General features: G+C 47.7%; 16 protein-coding genes and 1 rRNA gene. All 17 read left to right on the top strand.

The window, feature by feature from the left end; translation table 11 throughout:
* The first annotated feature begins 76 nt into the window (after nt 1–76).
* Nucleotides 77–1,486, top strand: a complete 1,410-nt coding sequence (gene tilS, locus ADU24_RS22225; RefSeq protein ID WP_053368691.1) for a tRNA lysidine(34) synthetase TilS — start codon at nt 77–79, stop codon at nt 1,484–1,486.
* A complete protein-coding gene (gene hpt, locus ADU24_RS22230; RefSeq protein ID WP_053368692.1) occupies nt 1,487–2,032 on the top strand; it encodes a hypoxanthine phosphoribosyltransferase in 546 nt (181 codons plus the stop codon). It begins immediately after the preceding gene.
* 109 nt (nt 2,033–2,141) lie between these two features.
* Nucleotides 2,142–4,127: an ATP-dependent zinc metalloprotease FtsH gene (ftsH, locus tag ADU24_RS22235; protein WP_053368693.1), complete on the top strand. Its 1,986-nt coding sequence runs from the start codon at nt 2,142–2,144 to the stop codon at nt 4,125–4,127.
* A 232-nt stretch (nt 4,128–4,359) separates the two neighbouring features.
* Nucleotides 4,360–5,148, top strand: a complete 789-nt coding sequence (locus ADU24_RS22240; protein ID WP_053368694.1) for a type III pantothenate kinase — start codon at nt 4,360–4,362, stop codon at nt 5,146–5,148.
* 104 nt (nt 5,149–5,252) lie between these two features.
* On the top strand, nt 5,253–6,131 hold the full coding sequence (gene hslO / locus ADU24_RS22245) for an Hsp33 family molecular chaperone HslO (protein ID WP_053368695.1): 879 nt from the start codon (nt 5,253–5,255) through the stop codon (nt 6,129–6,131).
* A gap of 23 nt (nt 6,132–6,154) precedes the next feature.
* Entirely contained in the window at nt 6,155–7,036 is an 882-nt protein-coding gene (locus tag ADU24_RS22250; protein ID WP_053368696.1) for a peptidyl-prolyl cis-trans isomerase, read from the top strand.
* A 196-nt stretch (nt 7,037–7,232) separates the two neighbouring features.
* Nucleotides 7,233–8,159, top strand: a complete 927-nt coding sequence (gene cysK / locus ADU24_RS22255; protein ID WP_053368697.1) for a cysteine synthase A — start codon at nt 7,233–7,235, stop codon at nt 8,157–8,159.
* A gap of 88 nt (nt 8,160–8,247) precedes the next feature.
* On the top strand, nt 8,248–9,672 hold the full coding sequence (locus tag ADU24_RS22260) for an anthranilate synthase component I family protein (protein ID WP_053368698.1): 1,425 nt from the start codon (nt 8,248–8,250) through the stop codon (nt 9,670–9,672).
* Complete coding sequence (pabA, locus tag ADU24_RS22265) at nt 9,669–10,253, top strand: aminodeoxychorismate/anthranilate synthase component II (protein WP_053368699.1); 585 nt, start codon at nt 9,669–9,671, stop codon at nt 10,251–10,253. Before ADU24_RS22260 ends, pabA begins: the two co-directional genes overlap by 4 nt.
* 2 nt (nt 10,254–10,255) lie before the next feature.
* Nucleotides 10,256–11,131 (top strand): aminodeoxychorismate lyase, encoded by an 876-nt coding sequence (gene pabC, locus ADU24_RS22270; protein ID WP_053368700.1) that lies wholly within the window; start codon nt 10,256–10,258, stop codon nt 11,129–11,131.
* Nucleotides 11,128–11,970, top strand: coding sequence for a dihydropteroate synthase (gene folP, locus ADU24_RS22275; protein WP_053368701.1), 843 nt, complete (start codon nt 11,128–11,130; stop codon nt 11,968–11,970). Before pabC ends, folP begins: the two co-directional genes overlap by 4 nt.
* The gene (folB, locus tag ADU24_RS22280; RefSeq protein WP_053368702.1) at nt 11,963–12,322 is read left to right on the top strand and encodes a dihydroneopterin aldolase; all 360 of its coding nucleotides are present in this window, start codon (nt 11,963–11,965) and stop codon (nt 12,320–12,322) included. Before folP ends, folB begins: the two co-directional genes overlap by 8 nt.
* A gap of 2 nt (nt 12,323–12,324) precedes the next feature.
* Nucleotides 12,325–12,852: a 2-amino-4-hydroxy-6-hydroxymethyldihydropteridine diphosphokinase gene (gene folK / locus ADU24_RS22285; RefSeq protein WP_053369051.1), complete on the top strand. Its 528-nt coding sequence runs from the start codon at nt 12,325–12,327 to the stop codon at nt 12,850–12,852.
* Nucleotides 12,804–13,013, top strand: a complete 210-nt coding sequence (locus ADU24_RS22830; RefSeq protein WP_082307009.1) for a helix-turn-helix domain-containing protein — start codon at nt 12,804–12,806, stop codon at nt 13,011–13,013. The genes folK and ADU24_RS22830 overlap by 49 nt, the downstream gene beginning before the upstream one ends.
* An 89-nt stretch (nt 13,014–13,102) precedes the next feature.
* Nucleotides 13,103–14,101: a tRNA dihydrouridine synthase DusB gene (gene dusB, locus ADU24_RS22290; protein ID WP_053368703.1), complete on the top strand. Its 999-nt coding sequence runs from the start codon at nt 13,103–13,105 to the stop codon at nt 14,099–14,101.
* A 257-nt stretch (nt 14,102–14,358) separates the two neighbouring features.
* Complete coding sequence (gene lysS, locus ADU24_RS22295) at nt 14,359–15,843, top strand: lysine--tRNA ligase (protein ID WP_053368704.1); 1,485 nt, start codon at nt 14,359–14,361, stop codon at nt 15,841–15,843.
* Nucleotides 15,844–16,246: 403 nt separating this feature from the next.
* Nucleotides 16,247–16,523: ribosomal RNA gene (locus tag ADU24_RS22300) — 16S ribosomal RNA — on the top strand; the annotation flags it as partial.

Consider the following 16,523-nt stretch of genomic DNA (forward strand, 5'->3'; position numbering starts at 1 on the left):
TATTTGTTTGGAGCGTATAAACCAAAGCTTGCCGCCAAAAGGCGGGATTAATTACTTACTTTAAGGAAGTATGGGTATGCTTGAGGATAAAATAGAGGCGATTTTGAAAAGGAAACAGATTTCCCTTACAGGGTCCCGCGTACTTGTAGGGGTTTCCGGCGGCCCCGACTCCATGGCTTTGCTCTACTATTTGTGGGAAAGAAGGAAGCCTTTCGGGATGGAAGTTTCCGCAGCCCATGTGGACCATATGTTTCGGGGGAAAGAATCGCTTGAGGACGCATTTTTTGTGAAAAGTTTTTGCGAAGACCGGGGAATACCGTTTACAATGGAGCGGGTCAATGTCCCGGAAATTATCCGGCTTACAGGTAAAAATTCACAGGTTGCCGCGCGCGAAGCCCGCTATCGCTTTTTCTTGCAACAGCTTGAGAAACACCGGTATTCCTTCCTGGCGCTGGCCCACCATGGCGATGACCAGATGGAAACGGTCCTGATGCGGCTTACCCGCGGAAGTACAGGCAGGGGCAGGGCTGGCATCCCGTTTATCAGGCCATTTGCGGACGGCATGATCATCCGTCCATTTCTGGGAGCTTCCCGGGAGGATATCATTGATTATTGCCGGAGGAAAGGTATTGATTTCCGAATCGACCCGAGCAATCAAAAAGATACGTATAGCAGGAACCGTTTCAGGAAGACAATCCTCCCTTTTTTAAAAATGGAAAATCCGCTTGTACACGAACATTTTCAGCGTTTTAGCGAAGATTTGGAAAGTGATGAAGCGTATTTGGAGGAATTGGCGGAGAGCCGGATGGTTACAGTAATAAAAAGCAGGGAAAGAGGGAAAGTAGTTCTGGATGCTATGGCTTTTCTTGGTATGCCAATGCCTTTACAAAGAAGAGGGATTCAACTAATATTAAACTATCTTTATGCAGGAAAGCATACATTTTTGGCTGCCGTACATATTGATCAAGTCATTTCCTTGCTGAACCGTCCTCATCCATCCGGAAATCTTGATTTCCCCGGCGGGTTGACTGTCACCCGTTCCTACTCCGAGTGTATTTTCCATTTTGGGCGTCTTGGGAAGATGCAATTCAGGTTTGAATTGGATGGGCCCGGAAAAACAGTTCTGCCAAATGGAGCGATTATTTCCATTGAACCGGCTGAAATTGCTGAAAAAGGGGCCGGGCAAGGTTGCTCGTATTTGCCTAAATCTGAAGTATCGTTCCCGCTAATCATCCGCATGAAAAAAAATGGCGACAGGATGACGCTGAAGGGAATGAAGGGTACAAGGAAATTGAAGGACATTTTTATTGATAACAAGGTACCGGTTTCCGAAAGGGAAGCGTGGCCTGTCATAACGGATAGCGCTGGCCGGATTGTCTGGCTGCCTGGGCTGAAAAAATCCGCCCTTGATTCTGCCGGAAATCCGGAAGAAGGCTATCTGAAGCTTTTATATATCAAGGAACCAACATCTGGGGGGCACATGTAAATGAGAAATGATATTGAAAAAATTTTGATCTCCGAAGACGAAATCCAAGGGAAAATCAAGGAACTCGGAGCCCGTCTGACAGAGGATTACCAGGATAAATATCCGCTGGCAATCGGTGTGTTAAAAGGGGCAATGCCTTTTATGGGAGATCTCCTGAAAAAAATGGATTGCTACCTGGAGATGGATTTTATGGATGTTTCCAGCTATGGAAATTCGACCGTGTCTTCTGGTGAAGTAAAAATCCTTAAGGACCTTGATACTTCCGTGGAAGGAAGGAATCTGCTGATCATTGAGGATATCATCGACAGCGGCTTGACGCTAAGCTATTTGGTTGAACTATTCCGCTACAGAAAGGCAAAGTCCATTAAAATCGTCACGTTGCTTGACAAACCGACTGGAAGAAAGGTGAATATCTCAGCGGACTATGTTGGGTTCCAAGTGCCGGATGCTTTCGTTGTCGGCTATGGATTGGACTACATGGAAAAATACCGGAACCTTCCTTATATCGGGGTTTTGAAGCCGGAAGTGTACAACAAGGCCGAGTAGGCAAAACTATATTGTGAACCAGGCGGCATTTCAAGCACTTTTGTTGAAGCAGTTTTGTCATTATGCTACTATTTTATTTACTGTTTTCCACCGTGGGAGGAGGTAAGGGATGAATCGGATTTTCCGCAATACCATCTTTTATTTATTGATATTTTTGGTCATTATTGGCGTCGTTAGCTTTTTTAACGGAAACAATGAACCAACGGATAATATATCGTACGACCAGTTTATTTCCCATCTTGAAAAAGGTGAAATAAAGTCTATCACCCTTCAGCCGGAGCGTAACGTATACGAAGTTCGCGGCCAGCTTAAAAATGCAGACAAGGACAAGTTTTTCCTGACATATGTCCCGAACAGTGAACGGATGCTGAGCCGTATTGACGAAGCGGTTCCAAACATGAAGATCGAGGCGATGCCTGCAAAAGAAACAAGCGGGTGGGTCACTTTCTTTACGTCCATCATTCCGTTTGTGATTATTTTCATCCTTTTCTTCTTCCTGCTTAACCAGGCGCAGGGCGGCGGAAGCCGTGTTATGAACTTCGGGAAAAGCAAGGCTAGACTGTATAACGATGATAAGAAAAAGGTCCGCTTCAAGGATGTCGCTGGAGCGGATGAAGAAAAGCAGGAACTCGTTGAAGTAGTTGAATTCCTGAAGGATCCTCGCAAATTTTCCGAGCTTGGGGCGCGGATTCCAAAAGGCGTCCTGCTCGTCGGGCCTCCGGGAACTGGTAAAACGTTGCTTGCACGCGCGGTAGCTGGCGAAGCAGGCGTGCCGTTCTTCTCTATCAGCGGATCCGATTTCGTTGAAATGTTCGTCGGGGTGGGTGCATCCCGTGTCCGCGATTTATTTGAAACAGCAAAGAAAAATGCCCCATGCATCATCTTTATCGATGAAATTGATGCGGTGGGACGCCAGCGTGGCGCCGGCCTTGGCGGCGGCCATGATGAGCGCGAGCAGACCTTGAACCAGTTGCTTGTTGAAATGGACGGCTTTGGGGCCAACGAAGGAATTATTATCGTAGCGGCAACGAACCGGCCTGATATCCTCGACCCGGCGCTTCTCCGTCCGGGACGTTTTGACCGCCAGATTACGGTTGACCGTCCGGATGTGAAGGGCAGGGAAGCGGTTCTTAAAGTCCATGCGCGCAACAAGCCGCTTGATGATTCTGTAAATCTGAAAGCGATAGCGATGAGGACCCCGGGCTTTTCCGGCGCCGATCTTGAGAACCTGCTGAATGAAGCGGCGCTCGTTGCGGCCCGCATGAATAAAAAGAAAATCGATATGGTTGATATTGATGAAGCAACTGATCGGGTCATTGCCGGACCAGCCAAAAAAAGCCGGGTTATTTCCGAAAAGGAACGCAGGATTGTCGCTTTCCACGAAGCCGGCCATGTAGTCATCGGCGTCATGCTGGATGAAGCTGAAATGGTCCATAAGGTAACGATTGTCCCGCGGGGGCAGGCTGGCGGATACGCTGTCATGCTTCCAAAGGAAGACCGTTATTTCATGACAAAGCCAGAGCTTCTTGATAAAATTACAGGCCTGCTTGGCGGCCGGGTTGCCGAGGAAGTTGTGTTCGGTGAAGTAAGCACCGGAGCGCACAACGACTTCCAAAGGGCAACCGGAATCGCAAGGAAAATGGTTACCGAATACGGTATGAGCGATAAGCTCGGGCCGCTTCAGTTCGGCCAACCGCAGGGCGGCCAGGTTTTCCTCGGGCGCGACCTGCACAATGAACAAAACTATTCCGACAAGATTGCTTATGAGATTGATACCGAAATCCAGAACTTCATCAAACAATCTTATGAACGTGCGAAGAAGATTCTAACGGAAAACCGCGACAAGCTCGACTTGATTGCCAATACGCTTCTTGAAGTGGAAACACTCGATGCGGAAGACATCAAGCACCTTGTCGACCATGGTAGGCTTCCGGACGGAAAAGTTCCCGCTAACTCTACTCCTGCCGAAATCAAGAGTACACTTGATGATGTGATTATCAATATTTCGGGCAAAAAGGAAGAGGAAGACAATCCAGGGGCCCCGAAAACAAGCCTGCTCAAACCTGAAGAAACTCGGGATGAGGAAAATAAATAAGCAATACAATATGCAGGGCACCGCTTATCAACGCGGTGCCCTGCTTGTTTACGGACATGAGCCCGCGGGAAATTGAATATTTTTATGCCGCAATTGGCTCTTTGCCTTTTCTTTCCCGAAACGGTTTGTGATATGATGTTTTCAGTAAACCTGCAACCTTGGGCAGCGGCGGCAACCCTGGCAATATGGGGGGCGTTCAGTCCTGGTTAAATTCCATGGAGTGGTGAGTCAATTGATTTTCGTATTTGATGTTGGAAACACAAATATCGTTTTAGGTGTATATAAAGGGGAGGATCTCCTCCACCATTGGCGGATCGAAACGAACCGAAACAGGTCAGAGGATGAATACGGGATGCTGATTAAATCCCTATTTGACCATTCCGGGTTTTCTTTTCGTGACATTGAAGGAATCATTATTTCTTCGGTCGTTCCCCCAATTATGTTTTCGCTGGAAAGAATGTGCGTGAAATACTTTAAATTAAAACCATTGATTGTTGGCCCTGGCATTAAGACGGGTCTTGACATAAAATATGAAAATCCAAGGGAAGTAGGGGCCGACAGGATTGTGAATGCGGTAGCGGCTATCCATGAATATGGGAGTCCGCTCATTATCGTCGATTTTGGGACAGCTACTACCTATTGCTATGTAAACGAGCAGAAGCAATATATGGGCGGGGCAATTGCTCCTGGTGTCGGCATCTCGACAGAAGCGCTTTACTCACGGGCGGCAAAACTCCCGCGTATTGAAATAACGAGGCCGGAGGGAATCATCGGCAAAAATACGGTTGCCGCCATGCAGGCGGGGATTGTGTACGGATATGTCGGACAGGTTGAAGGAATCGTCAAGCGGATGATTGCCAACAGTTCCAAAACGCCAACTGTCATTGCAACGGGAGGCCTATCCAATCTGATAGCCGAGGAATCGAAAATCATTGACATCGTTGATCCGTTCCTCACTTTAAAAGGGCTTCATTTAATCTATAAGCGTAATATGGATACACTAAACAAGCATGAGGTGTAAGGTGCACTCCGGGCCGGGCAGCGGCCGGCATAGGGGAAATCAGCAAGGAATCGCGGGTTAGCCTAGGAGCCCCGCGAAACGGACAACGAGAAAGGAGCGGTAAAATGAGTGACTATCTTGTAAAAGCGCTTGCCTATAGCGGACAAATCAGGGCGTACGCAGTAAAAAGCACGGACACGGTTGCGGAAGCGCAGCGCAGGCATCATACATGGCCAACAGCTTCAGCTGCACTTGGCCGGGCGATGACAGCCGGCTTAATGATGGGCGCGATGCTGAAGGGCGAAGACAAATTGACGATTAAAATAGAAGGTGGGGGCCCTATAGGGAATATCCTTGTCGACAGCAATGCGAAAGGGACAGTTAGAGGCTATGTAAGCAATCCGCAAACCCATTTCGATTTGAATGAACACGGCAAGCTCGATGTACGGCGTGCAGTAGGGACGGACGGTACCCTTACGATTGTGAAAGATCTTGGGTTGAGGGATTTCTTTAGTGGATCGGTTCCACTTGTATCGGGGGAGCTAGGTGAAGATTTTACTTATTACTTTGCATCTTCTGAACAGGTTCCCTCCTCTGTTGGGGTAGGGGTGCTTGTCAATCCGGACAACAGCATATTGGCGGCGGGCGGTTTTATATTTCAGCTAATGCCAGGAACAAGCGAGGAAACGATTTCCCGGATTGAGAATCGCCTTAAGACAATCACACCTATTTCCAAAATGATTCAGCAAGGCCTTACGCCTGAAGAAATACTACAGGAGTTGTTTGGAAAGGAAGAGCTGGCCATCCTCGAGAAGATGCCGGTCCGCTTTGAATGCACCTGCTCAAAGGAACGGTTTGCGGATGCGATTGTGTCACTGGGCCAGTCCGAAATCTCGGACATGATAGAAGAGGATGGAATGGCCGAAGCCCACTGCCATTTTTGCAATGAAAAATATCATTTTTCAAAAGAAGAGCTTGAGGCGCTAAAGAGAGAAGCGAAGTAAGGCTTGTATCCGGGAGAGGGAAAATGAAAACTAGGGAATTGTGGTTGGTGATCGCCGCGCTTGTTGTCCTGAATGCGTTGACCATCTTTTACTTTCTTTCCAAATCGGAGATGGCCTCCGGTTTCCTTAAGGATGGTGAAACAGTCGCGACGGTCGGAAAGGACAGCATTTCGAGAGAAGAATGGCTGAATGAGATGGAAGCGCGCTACGGCAAAGATACACTCAGGGAACTGATTGACAGGAAAGTTATCAGCCAAATGGCCGGCAAATACAACATCACAGTCGCCAAGGAAGATGTGGAAAGAGAGCTTAGAATGTTTCAAACGGCATATGGCGGCTCGTCTTCCAAAAGCGAGGATTTGGAAAAATGGAAAAGGCAAATCGAGCTTTCGCTATTGCTGGAAGAAATTTTAACAAAGGATGCTGTTGTATCCGAGGCCGAAATGAAAAGCTACTATGAAAAAAACAAAACTCTTTATGATGTCCCGGCCGCTTACCATCTATCACACATTGTGATGAAGACAAAGGAAGAAGCGGACCAGGCCATTCAGGAGCTTAAAGGCGGCTCCGGCTTCGAAACGCTGGCAAGGGAAAGGTCCGAAGATGAATTCACCGCCGCGGAAGGTGGAGACATCGGCTTTATCCAAGCTGGGGATGAACGGTTTCCCCCAGAATATATCGTAACCGCGCAAAAACTCGAGAGCGGCCAATGGAGCAAACCAATCAAAACCGGCTCGGGTTATGCGATTATCAAGCTCCATGAAAAAATAGCAGAAACAAACTATTCGTTCAAGGACGTAAAAGATGAAATCCGCAGGCAAATTGCCCTTTCCCAGCTCGGGGCGCCTCCTTCCGCCGCGGCTCTATGGGATGAAGCGGAAGTAAAATGGTTTTTTGAAAAATAGACGGGATGGCAAGAGCCTATTTTTATTAAATATATTCATCAAGATTGGGAAAGGCTTTGCATACATTGGCTATGCGAAGCCTTTTTTCTGTTTTTTGGAGGCAGATTTGGGGAAACTAAAATATTGACAGTTTCCAGGCAAATTGTTACATTCTATATAAAACCAATAAAAATACTCGGATTAAGGAGTGGGACGAATGGCGCGTATCGCAAACTCGATTGCCGACCTCGTGGGAAACACCCCAATAGTTAAGCTGAACCGGATTGTTGGGGAAGGCAGCGCGGAAGTCTATTTGAAGCTGGAATACATGAACCCCGGAAGCAGTGTGAAGGACCGGATTGCTTTGGCAATGATTGAAGCCGCCGAAGAAAAAGGTGAATTAAAGGCTGGCGATACGATCATTGAACCAACCAGCGGAAATACAGGCATCGGCCTTGCCATGATTGCTGCCGCCAAAGGCTATAAGTCTATTCTTGTAATGCCCGAAACGATGAGCATGGAGCGCCGCAACCTGCTCCGCGCCTATGGTGCCGAACTCGTATTGACGCCGGGCCCGGAAGGCATGGGCGGTGCGATTCGCAAGGCAGAGGAGCTGGCAAAGGAAAACGGTTATTTCATGCCGCAACAGTTCAAGAACGAGGCGAACCCGGAAGTCCACAGGAGGACAACCGGAAAAGAAATTGTCGAGCAAATGGGCGCCCAGCTGGATGGTTTTATTTCCGGGATTGGAACCGGCGGTACGATTACCGGCGCGGGTGAGGTGCTTCGCGAGGCTTACCCGGGCATTAAAATCTATGCGGTAGAGCCGGCCGATTCACCAGTCCTTTCCGGCGGGAAACCGGGTCCGCATAAAATTCAGGGAATTGGCGCGGGATTTGTTCCTGATATCCTAGACATAAACATTTATGATGAAATTATTAAAGTTGAAAACGAGCAGGCGTTTGAGTTTGCACGCCGCGCGGCGAAGGAAGAAGGGATTCTTGGCGGCATTTCATCCGGTGCGGCCATTTATGCGGCACTAAAGGTAGCCAAAGAACTTGGAAAAGGCAAAAAAGTCCTGGCAATCATTCCGAGCAACGGCGAGCGTTACCTAAGCACCCCTCTTTACCAGTTTGAAGAATAATACACGATATAGTAAGCATGGGCCAAACTTTGCGGCTCATGCTTTTTTCATTGGCTTACTTCTTGTATGATGTAGAAGATACGGGAAAATGGGAGTGAGTTTTTTGGGTAAAAACGTCCATATAAAAAAAATCGACTTGTCAGCGGATAAGTTTTTTAAGCAATATAAGCAAATTTGCGGGGAAACCGGACATCATGTCCTTCTCGAAAGCGGCCGGGGCGGACGCTACAGCATTGCGGCATTTCACCCGTTCGCAATTGTCAGGTCCAAAGGCTGGAACTGCCTTGAAATCATTGAAGAAGGAAAGGCTGCGGTTGCCATGGAAGGGAATCCGCTTCATGGTCTGAAAACATATATGGCTGGATTCAAAATTAAGGCCGAGTCCGCGGTCCCTCTTGCCTCAGGCGGAGCGATTGGATACATAAGCTATGACTATGCAAGATATATTGAAACACTACCGGACCAGGCCAAAGATGAGCTTCGCGTGCCCGACGTATATTTCCTCCTTCATAAGGAATGGTTCGTCCTTGATTTACAGGAAAACACCTTGAGAATGTGCTTCCTTTATGACGAGGGTGACATCGAATGCCTAGAGGAACGGGTCCGGGACTGGGAAGAACGGTGGACTCGGGCAGATGCCGGTTCGGATAAACAGACAGAAAGTGTGTCCGTCCAGGAAAGGGAAGTTTCCATTGGAGAAACGGATTTTATGGCAGCGGTTGAAAGGGTGAGGGAATACATTGCACAGGGAGATGTGTTCCAGGTAAACCTTTCCGTCAGACAGAAGAAACCGATTGGCATTCCGGCGATCCAAGTTTATGAAAAGCTGCGGGAGGTCAATCCATCCCCTTATATGGGATATTTCCATACCCCCGAATTTCAGCTAGTGAGCGGTTCGCCGGAACTACTCGTCAAAAAGCTTGGGGATGAAATCAGTACCCGGCCGATTGCGGGAACAAGATCGCGGGGCCGCGATGAAGAAGAGGACCAGCTTCTTGCGAATGAATTGATCGGAAGTGAAAAGGAACGCGCCGAGCATGTGATGCTTGTTGACCTTGAACGCAATGACCTCGGAAGGGTCAGCGCCTACGGATCAGTGGAAGTGAATGAATTCATGGTCATTGAAAAATATTCCCATGTCATGCACATTGTTTCGAATGTCCGGGGCCGAATTTCGAAGGATAAAGATGGCTTCGATCTAATTGACGCGGTATTCCCGGGCGGTACCATTACCGGAGCCCCAAAGGTGAGGACGATGGAGATTATCGAAGAACTTGAACCTTCGAGACGCGGACCATATACAGGATCACTTGGATGGATCGGCTTTAACGGAGACGTGGAGCTGAACATCATGATCCGGACGATGCTCGTAAAAGACGGACAAGCCCATGTCCAGGCAGGGGCCGGCATCGTCATAGATTCGAATCCGATATATGAATATAAAGAGTCTTTGAAAAAAGCAAGGGCGCTCTGGAAAGCGAAAGAGCTTGCGGAAACAGGTGAAAGCAAATGATCTATATGATTGATAACTATGACTCCTTCACCTTCAATCTCGTCCAATATTTGGGTGAGTTGGGGGAGGAGCTCATAATAAAACGAAATGATGAAGTTACATTGGAGGATATCGAAAGAGCGAATCCGTCCATCCTGATGATTTCACCGGGTCCATGCAGCCCGAATGAGGCTGGGATCAGCCTCGACGCAATTTCACATTTTGCCGGCAAGGTTCCCATTTTCGGCGTTTGCCTTGGCCATCAGGCAATTGCCCAAGTGTTTGGTGGAGACATCGTCCGGGCGGAAAGGCTTATGCATGGAAAAACCTCTCCCATCCACCATGACGGGAAGACGATTTTCCAAGGAATTTCTACTCCGTTTGAGGCGACCCGCTATCATTCCCTAATCGTTAAAAAGGAAACATTTCCCGAATGCTTAGAGGTTTCAGGCTGGACGGAAGAGGGAGAAATCATGGCACTCCGCCATAAAACGATGCCGATAGAGGGAGTCCAGTTCCATCCTGAATCGATTATGACAGGCCCGGGGAAACAACTGCTCGCCAATTTCGTCGCTGTCCATTCCCTTAAGATGCGGAGCTAGACATGTATATTTGGCAGAACGGCATGCTTGTAAAAAAGGAAGAGGCGGCGATTAGCCCATTCGACCATGGCTTTCTTTATGGGGCGGGGCTATTCGAAACATTCAGGGTCTACGGGGGCCACTGCTTTTTGCTGGATGACCATCTTGAAAGGCTGAATGCGGGGCTCGAATTGCTCGAGATTGGCAAAAAGGTGAAACGTAATGAAGCGGAAGGCGCTGTTAGGTCACTCCTTGGAGCAAATGGCTATACGGATGCCTATATCCGTTTTAATGTGTCAGCGGGGATTGGCGAAATCGGCCTTCGCTCCGAACCGTATGATTCGCCGGAAGTCCTAATCTTCTCCAAACCGCTCCCGCGGGCAGGCTCCCTGCAGGAAAAACGCGGAAAAATCCTTTCCATAAGCAGGAACACGCCGGAGGGGGATGAACGCCTTAAATCGCATCATTATTTGAATAACCTTCTTGCCTGGCGGGAAATCCGCCACTTTCCCGGGGTTGAAGGAATATTCCTGACACAGGAAGGCAATGTTGCCGAAGGGATTGTCTCTAATGTATTTTGGGCGAAACACGGCATTCTCTACACTCCTTCGGTACAAACGGGAATCTTAAATGGGATTACCCGCCAGTTTGTGATTGAATTGGCGGAAAAGTCAGGAATAGAGGTTCGCCAAGGTTTTTACTCCCTTGATGACCTCCTTAACGCGGACGAAGTATTTTTCACGAACTCAATCCAGGAAATTGTCGCATGCCCGGGAATTGGAGATGCTAATTTCGAAGGTATGAATGGGCAGCTGGCTGGCTTTTTACACGGCAGGTATGCTGAAGGCCGGAGTTCGTTTTACAGCAAAAGTGAAATAAGAACGGAGGACGATGTATGAGCAATGGAAATGGAAAAATCATCTGTGGAAACCATGTCCTTGATTACGATAAAAAAACAATAGTCATGGGGATATTGAACGTGACCCCGGATTCTTTCTCTGATGGCGGAAAATTCAACGCGGCTGACCGCGCGGTTGCCCATGCCCGCGAAATGATTGAATACGGGGCCGACATTATCGATATTGGGGGCGAATCAACCCGTCCAGGGCATGAACCTGTTTCCCTCGAAGAAGAACTCGGGAGGGTTATCCCGATTATTGAACTGCTCGCAAAAGAAGTCGATGTCCCGATTTCCGTAGACACGTACAAAGCGGAGGTCGCGAGGGAGGCACTAAAGGCAGGCGCCCATATCATTAACGATATTTGGGGGGCCAAGGCTGAGCCGGGTATCGCAAAAGCGGCTGCCGAGTTCAACGCGCCGATCATCCTTATGCATAACCGTGACAATCGTGACTATGAATTTTTCACGCGTGATGTGTTTTGGGACCTGTATGAAAGCATCAGGATTGCGAAAGAAGCAGGGGTAAAGGATTCTCAAATTATTCTTGATCCGGGTATTGGCTTTGCCAAGGACTTCAAAGAAAACATTGAAATGATGCAGAACCTTGATACTCTTGTGGCATTGGGGTATCCGGTCCTGCTTGGGACATCCCGGAAAAGATTCATTGGCACGGTGCTTGACTTGCCGCCTGAAGAGAGAATGGAAGGTACTGGCGCGACAGTTTGCTATGGAATCCAGAAGGGCTGCCAGATGATTCGCATCCATGATGTGAAGGAAATGGCCAGGATGGCGAAAATGATGGATGCCTTGATGGGGAAGGGGAAAGCGGATGGATAAGATTCACGTAAATAAAATGGAATTTTATGGGTACCATGGAGTTTTTCCCGAAGAAACGAAATTGGGCCAGCGGTTTATCATCGAGCTCGCGGTCGGCCTCGATTTAAGAAAGGCGGGGGAAACGGATGACCTTGAAGCATCCGTTAATTATGCCGACTTGTACCGGATTTCCAGGGAAGTCGTCGAAGGCAAGCCGTATAAATTGATTGAAGCAGTTGCCGAGAAAATCGCATCAAGGATATTTGAGGAATTTCCGCTTGTGGAAGAAACAACGGTCAAAGTCGTTAAACCCGATCCCCCTATTCCCGGACATTATGAGTCGGTTGCGGCCGAAATTACAAGGAGAAGATAATGATTGAAAATCAGGCATTTCTTTCACTCGGTTCTAATATCGGCGACCGTTTTCAAAACCTCAAGGGAGCCGTCCGGCTGCTGGATAGCCACCCTTCCATAAAAGTTGTAAATTGCTCTTCCGTTTACGAAACGGATCCGGTTGGCTACGAGGACCAGGCCCCTTTTTTAAACATGGTAATTGAACTAACGACGGCTTTGTCCCCGTCTGAACTGTTGGATGCATGCCTAAAGGCAGAACTCACTCTTGGAAGAAAAAGGGAAATTAGGTGGGGTCCGCGCACAATAGACCTTGACATTCTCCTCTATAACCAAGAAAATATTGAAACAGAGAAGCTGTTTATTCCCCATCCCCGGATGGTGGAACGTGCGTTTGTGCTTGTGCCACTGTATGAAGTTGCTGGAAATATTCATCTTCCAGGCCAGAGCGAACCTCTTGAAGTTTTAGTGGGTCTCTTGCCTGATAAAAAAGGAGTACGGATATGGAAGCTGATAAATGGGGAAGACGGATTCGGGCATTCAGGAAGCTAAAAGGATATACCCAGGACAGTTTTTCGAAAGAGCTTGGAGTGTCAGTCTCCGTACTTGGTGAAATCGAGAGGGGCAACCGGATGCCGCCTCCCGATATAATAAGGCGAGCTTCTCAAGTCTTGTGCGTAAGTATAGAAGAAATAGCTCCCCCTGAGGAATAAACATATAGTGAACCTTTCACCAGCAGTGATTTTTCGCTGATGGTTAGCCTCGTTAAAACGGAAAAAAGTTAGAAAGGAAGGCCGGTACTATGTTGAAAATTGGCGATATTGTCATGAAGAATCCAGTCGTTCTGGCGCCTATGGCCGGTGTTTGCAACTCGGCTTTCCGGCTTACCGTAAAGGAATTTGGCGCCGGCCTTGTCTGCGCTGAAATGGTCAGCGACAAAGCTATACTTTTTAAAAATGAAAAGACAATGAACATGCTGTATATAGATGAGCGCGAAAAGCCGCTAAGCCTCCAGATTTTTGGCGGTGAAAAGGATACTCTTGTCGAGGCTGCAAGATTCGTTGACAAGAATACAAATGCCGATATCATCGACATCAATATGGGATGCCCTGTCCCGAAAATCACGAAATGTGACGCGGGGGCTAGATGGCTTCTTGATCCTGACAAAATTTATGAGATGGTTTCCGCTGTTGTTGATGCGGTAGAAAAGCCGGTTACAGTTAAAATGAGGATAGGCTGGGATGAAGAGCATATTTTTGCGGTTAAAAATGCCCGCGCGGTCGAACGCGCCGGCGGCAAGGCTGTCGCTGTCCATGGCCGTACCCGGGTCCAAATGTACGAAGGCAGAGCAAACTGGGATATCATCCGTGAAGTGAAACAGTCGGTTAACATACCTGTCATAGGGAACGGTGACGTCGAGACCCCCCAGGATGCCAAGCGGATGCTGGAAGAAACAGGCGTCGATGGCGTAATGATCGGCCGCGCGGCTCTAGGGAACCCATGGATGATCTACCGGACCGTCAAGTACCTTGAAACAGGCGAACTAATGGACGAGCCTTCAGTTCGCGAAAAAATGGATGTGTGCATCCTTCACCTTGACCGGCTAATTGCCCTTAAGAATGAACATATCGCTGTCCGTGAAATGCGCAAGCATGCGGCATGGTATTTGAAAGGCGTTAAGGGGAATGCAACCGTCCGCAACGCCATCAACGAATGCAATACAAGGGAAGAACTCGTAATGCTTCTTAATGGGCTCGCAGCTAAAGCTGAGGAAACGGAAATCCAGGCAATCGTTGGTTAAACTGTTAAAGAAGGCTCGTGATGGGGTCGAATGACGGCGAAAGCTATGTTACCAGCCGGCAAGTGGAGGCTGCCAGTTAAAAATCTGGCAGTCTTTGTTGTATTTTTGATATTTTTATTATGTCCCTTGCCGGAAGTTTGTGTACAATGGTACTAATGTCTCTTTTTATGCGAAATTGTCTAAACTGCATAAAGGTACTTAATGATAAAACTAGCGCGGGCAACATGCCGCACTGTATAAATGGGAGCTGATAAGAAATGAGCCTAGAGGAACTAAACGACCAGCTGCTGGTCAGAAGGGAAAAAATGAATGAATTGCGCCAGAAGGGGATTGACCCATTCGGCAAGAAATTCGAGCGCAATGCAAACGCAAAGTCATTGATTGAACAATATGGCGGGCTTGAAAAGGAAGAGCTTGAAGCGAAAGAGGTATCTGTTACCCTTGCAGGCCGAGTAATGACAAAACGCGGAAAGGGTAAAGCCGGATTCGCGCATATAAAAGATTTAACAGGCCAAATTCAGATTTATGTCCGGAAGGATGCAGTCGGTGACGGCCAATACGAATTGTTTAATTCAACCGACCTTGGGGACATCATTGGCGTTGAGGGAACCCTTTTTAAAACGCAGGTCGGTGAACTATCGGTAAAAGTAACCGACTACACTTTCCTTACTAAGGCCCTGCGCCCGCTGCCCGACAAATTCCATGGCCTGAAGGATGTTGAACAGCGCTATCGCCAGCGTTACCTAGACCTGATTATGAGTGATGAAAGCAAAGCAACCTTTGTAATGCGGAGCCTGATCCTTCAATCAATGCGCCGTTACCTTGATGGACAAGGCTATCTCGAGGTAGAAACCCCGATGATGCATTCAATTGCGGGAGGAGCAACCGCTCGTCCGTTCATCACCCACCACAATGCCCTTGATATGGAATTGTTCATGCGGATTGCCATAGAACTTCATTTGAAGCGGCTAATTGTCGGCGGACTGGAAAAGGTGTATGAAATCGGCCGCGTTTTTCGGAATGAAGGAGTATCGACAAGGCATAATCCTGAATTTACAATGATTGAACTTTATGAAGCTTATGCTGATTACCAGGACATCATGAAACTCACCGAAAACCTGATTGCCCATGTCGCCAAGGATGTTTTAGGCACAACCCTTGTCAAATATGGTGATTATGAGGTTAATCTTGAACCGGAATGGAAGAGGCTCCATATGGTCGACGCCATTAAGGAATATACTGGGGCCGACTTCTGGAAAGAGATGAGTGTAGAAGAAGCCCGTGCGCTTGCGAAAGAACACGGGGTTGAAATTACGGAACATATGCAATACGGCCATATCGTCAATGAGTTCTTTGAGCAAAAAGTTGAGGAAAAACTAATCCAGCCAACCTTCATTTATGGACATCCTGTGGAAATTTCTCCTCTTGCGAAAAAGAACGACGAAGATCCCCGTTTTACGGATCGATTTGAATTGTTCATCGTTGCCCGCGAGCATGCAAACGCATTTACGGAATTGAATGACCCGATTGACCAAAGGGAGCGTTTTGAAGCGCAGTTAAAAGAGCGCGAACAAGGGAATGATGAAGCACACGAAATGGATGAGGACTTCATTGAAGCACTTGAGTACGGAATGCCGCCAACAGGCGGACTTGGAATAGGAATTGACAGGCTGGTTATGCTGCTGACCAACTCCCCATCAATCCGTGATGTATTGTTATTCCCGCTTATGAGACATAAATAATGTTGAAAACGCCAGTTTCCTTTTCCGGAAGCTGGCGTTTTTTTACTTGTAGATCAAAGCTGGCCATTAGGATAATATGAGTTCATTATATAGAGGGGAAGCATGTAAGTTGAGGTGAAATAATCCTTTTGTAAATAAAATAAAAAAACTGTTGCATGGTACTTTTAAAGGTGGTATATTAGTTAATGTTGCTTTTGCAGCAACCAAGCCGACAAAAAAGCCGGCTAAAAAAATAAAAAAAGTTGTTGACTTTAGGTTAACAACTTGATAGAATAATAAAGTCGCCTTTGAGCGACACGCTAAAAATTGCTCTTTGAAAACTAAACAAACAAGCGTCAACAAACAATAATATAGTGATCTTCGGATCACTAGCCAACGTAACATTTTGAGCATGACTCAACTCTTTTTGGAGAGTTTGATCCTGGCTCAGGACGAACGCTGGCGGCGTGCCTAATACATGCAAGTCGAGCGGARGTTTCAAAAGCTTGCTTTTGGAACTTCAGCGGCGGACGGGKGAGTAACACGTGGGCAACCTGCCTGTAAGACTGGGATAACTTCGGGAAACCGGAGCTAATACCGGATAACCCTTTCCTTCACATGGAGGAAAGCTGAAAGACGGTTTCGGCTGTCACTTACAGATGGGCCCGCGGCGCATTAGCTAGTTGGTGGGGTAACGGCCC

It is taken from the genome of Bacillus sp. FJAT-27245 (assembly GCF_001273955.1).
GTDB lineage: Bacteria > Bacillota > Bacilli > Bacillales > Cytobacillaceae > Bacillus_D.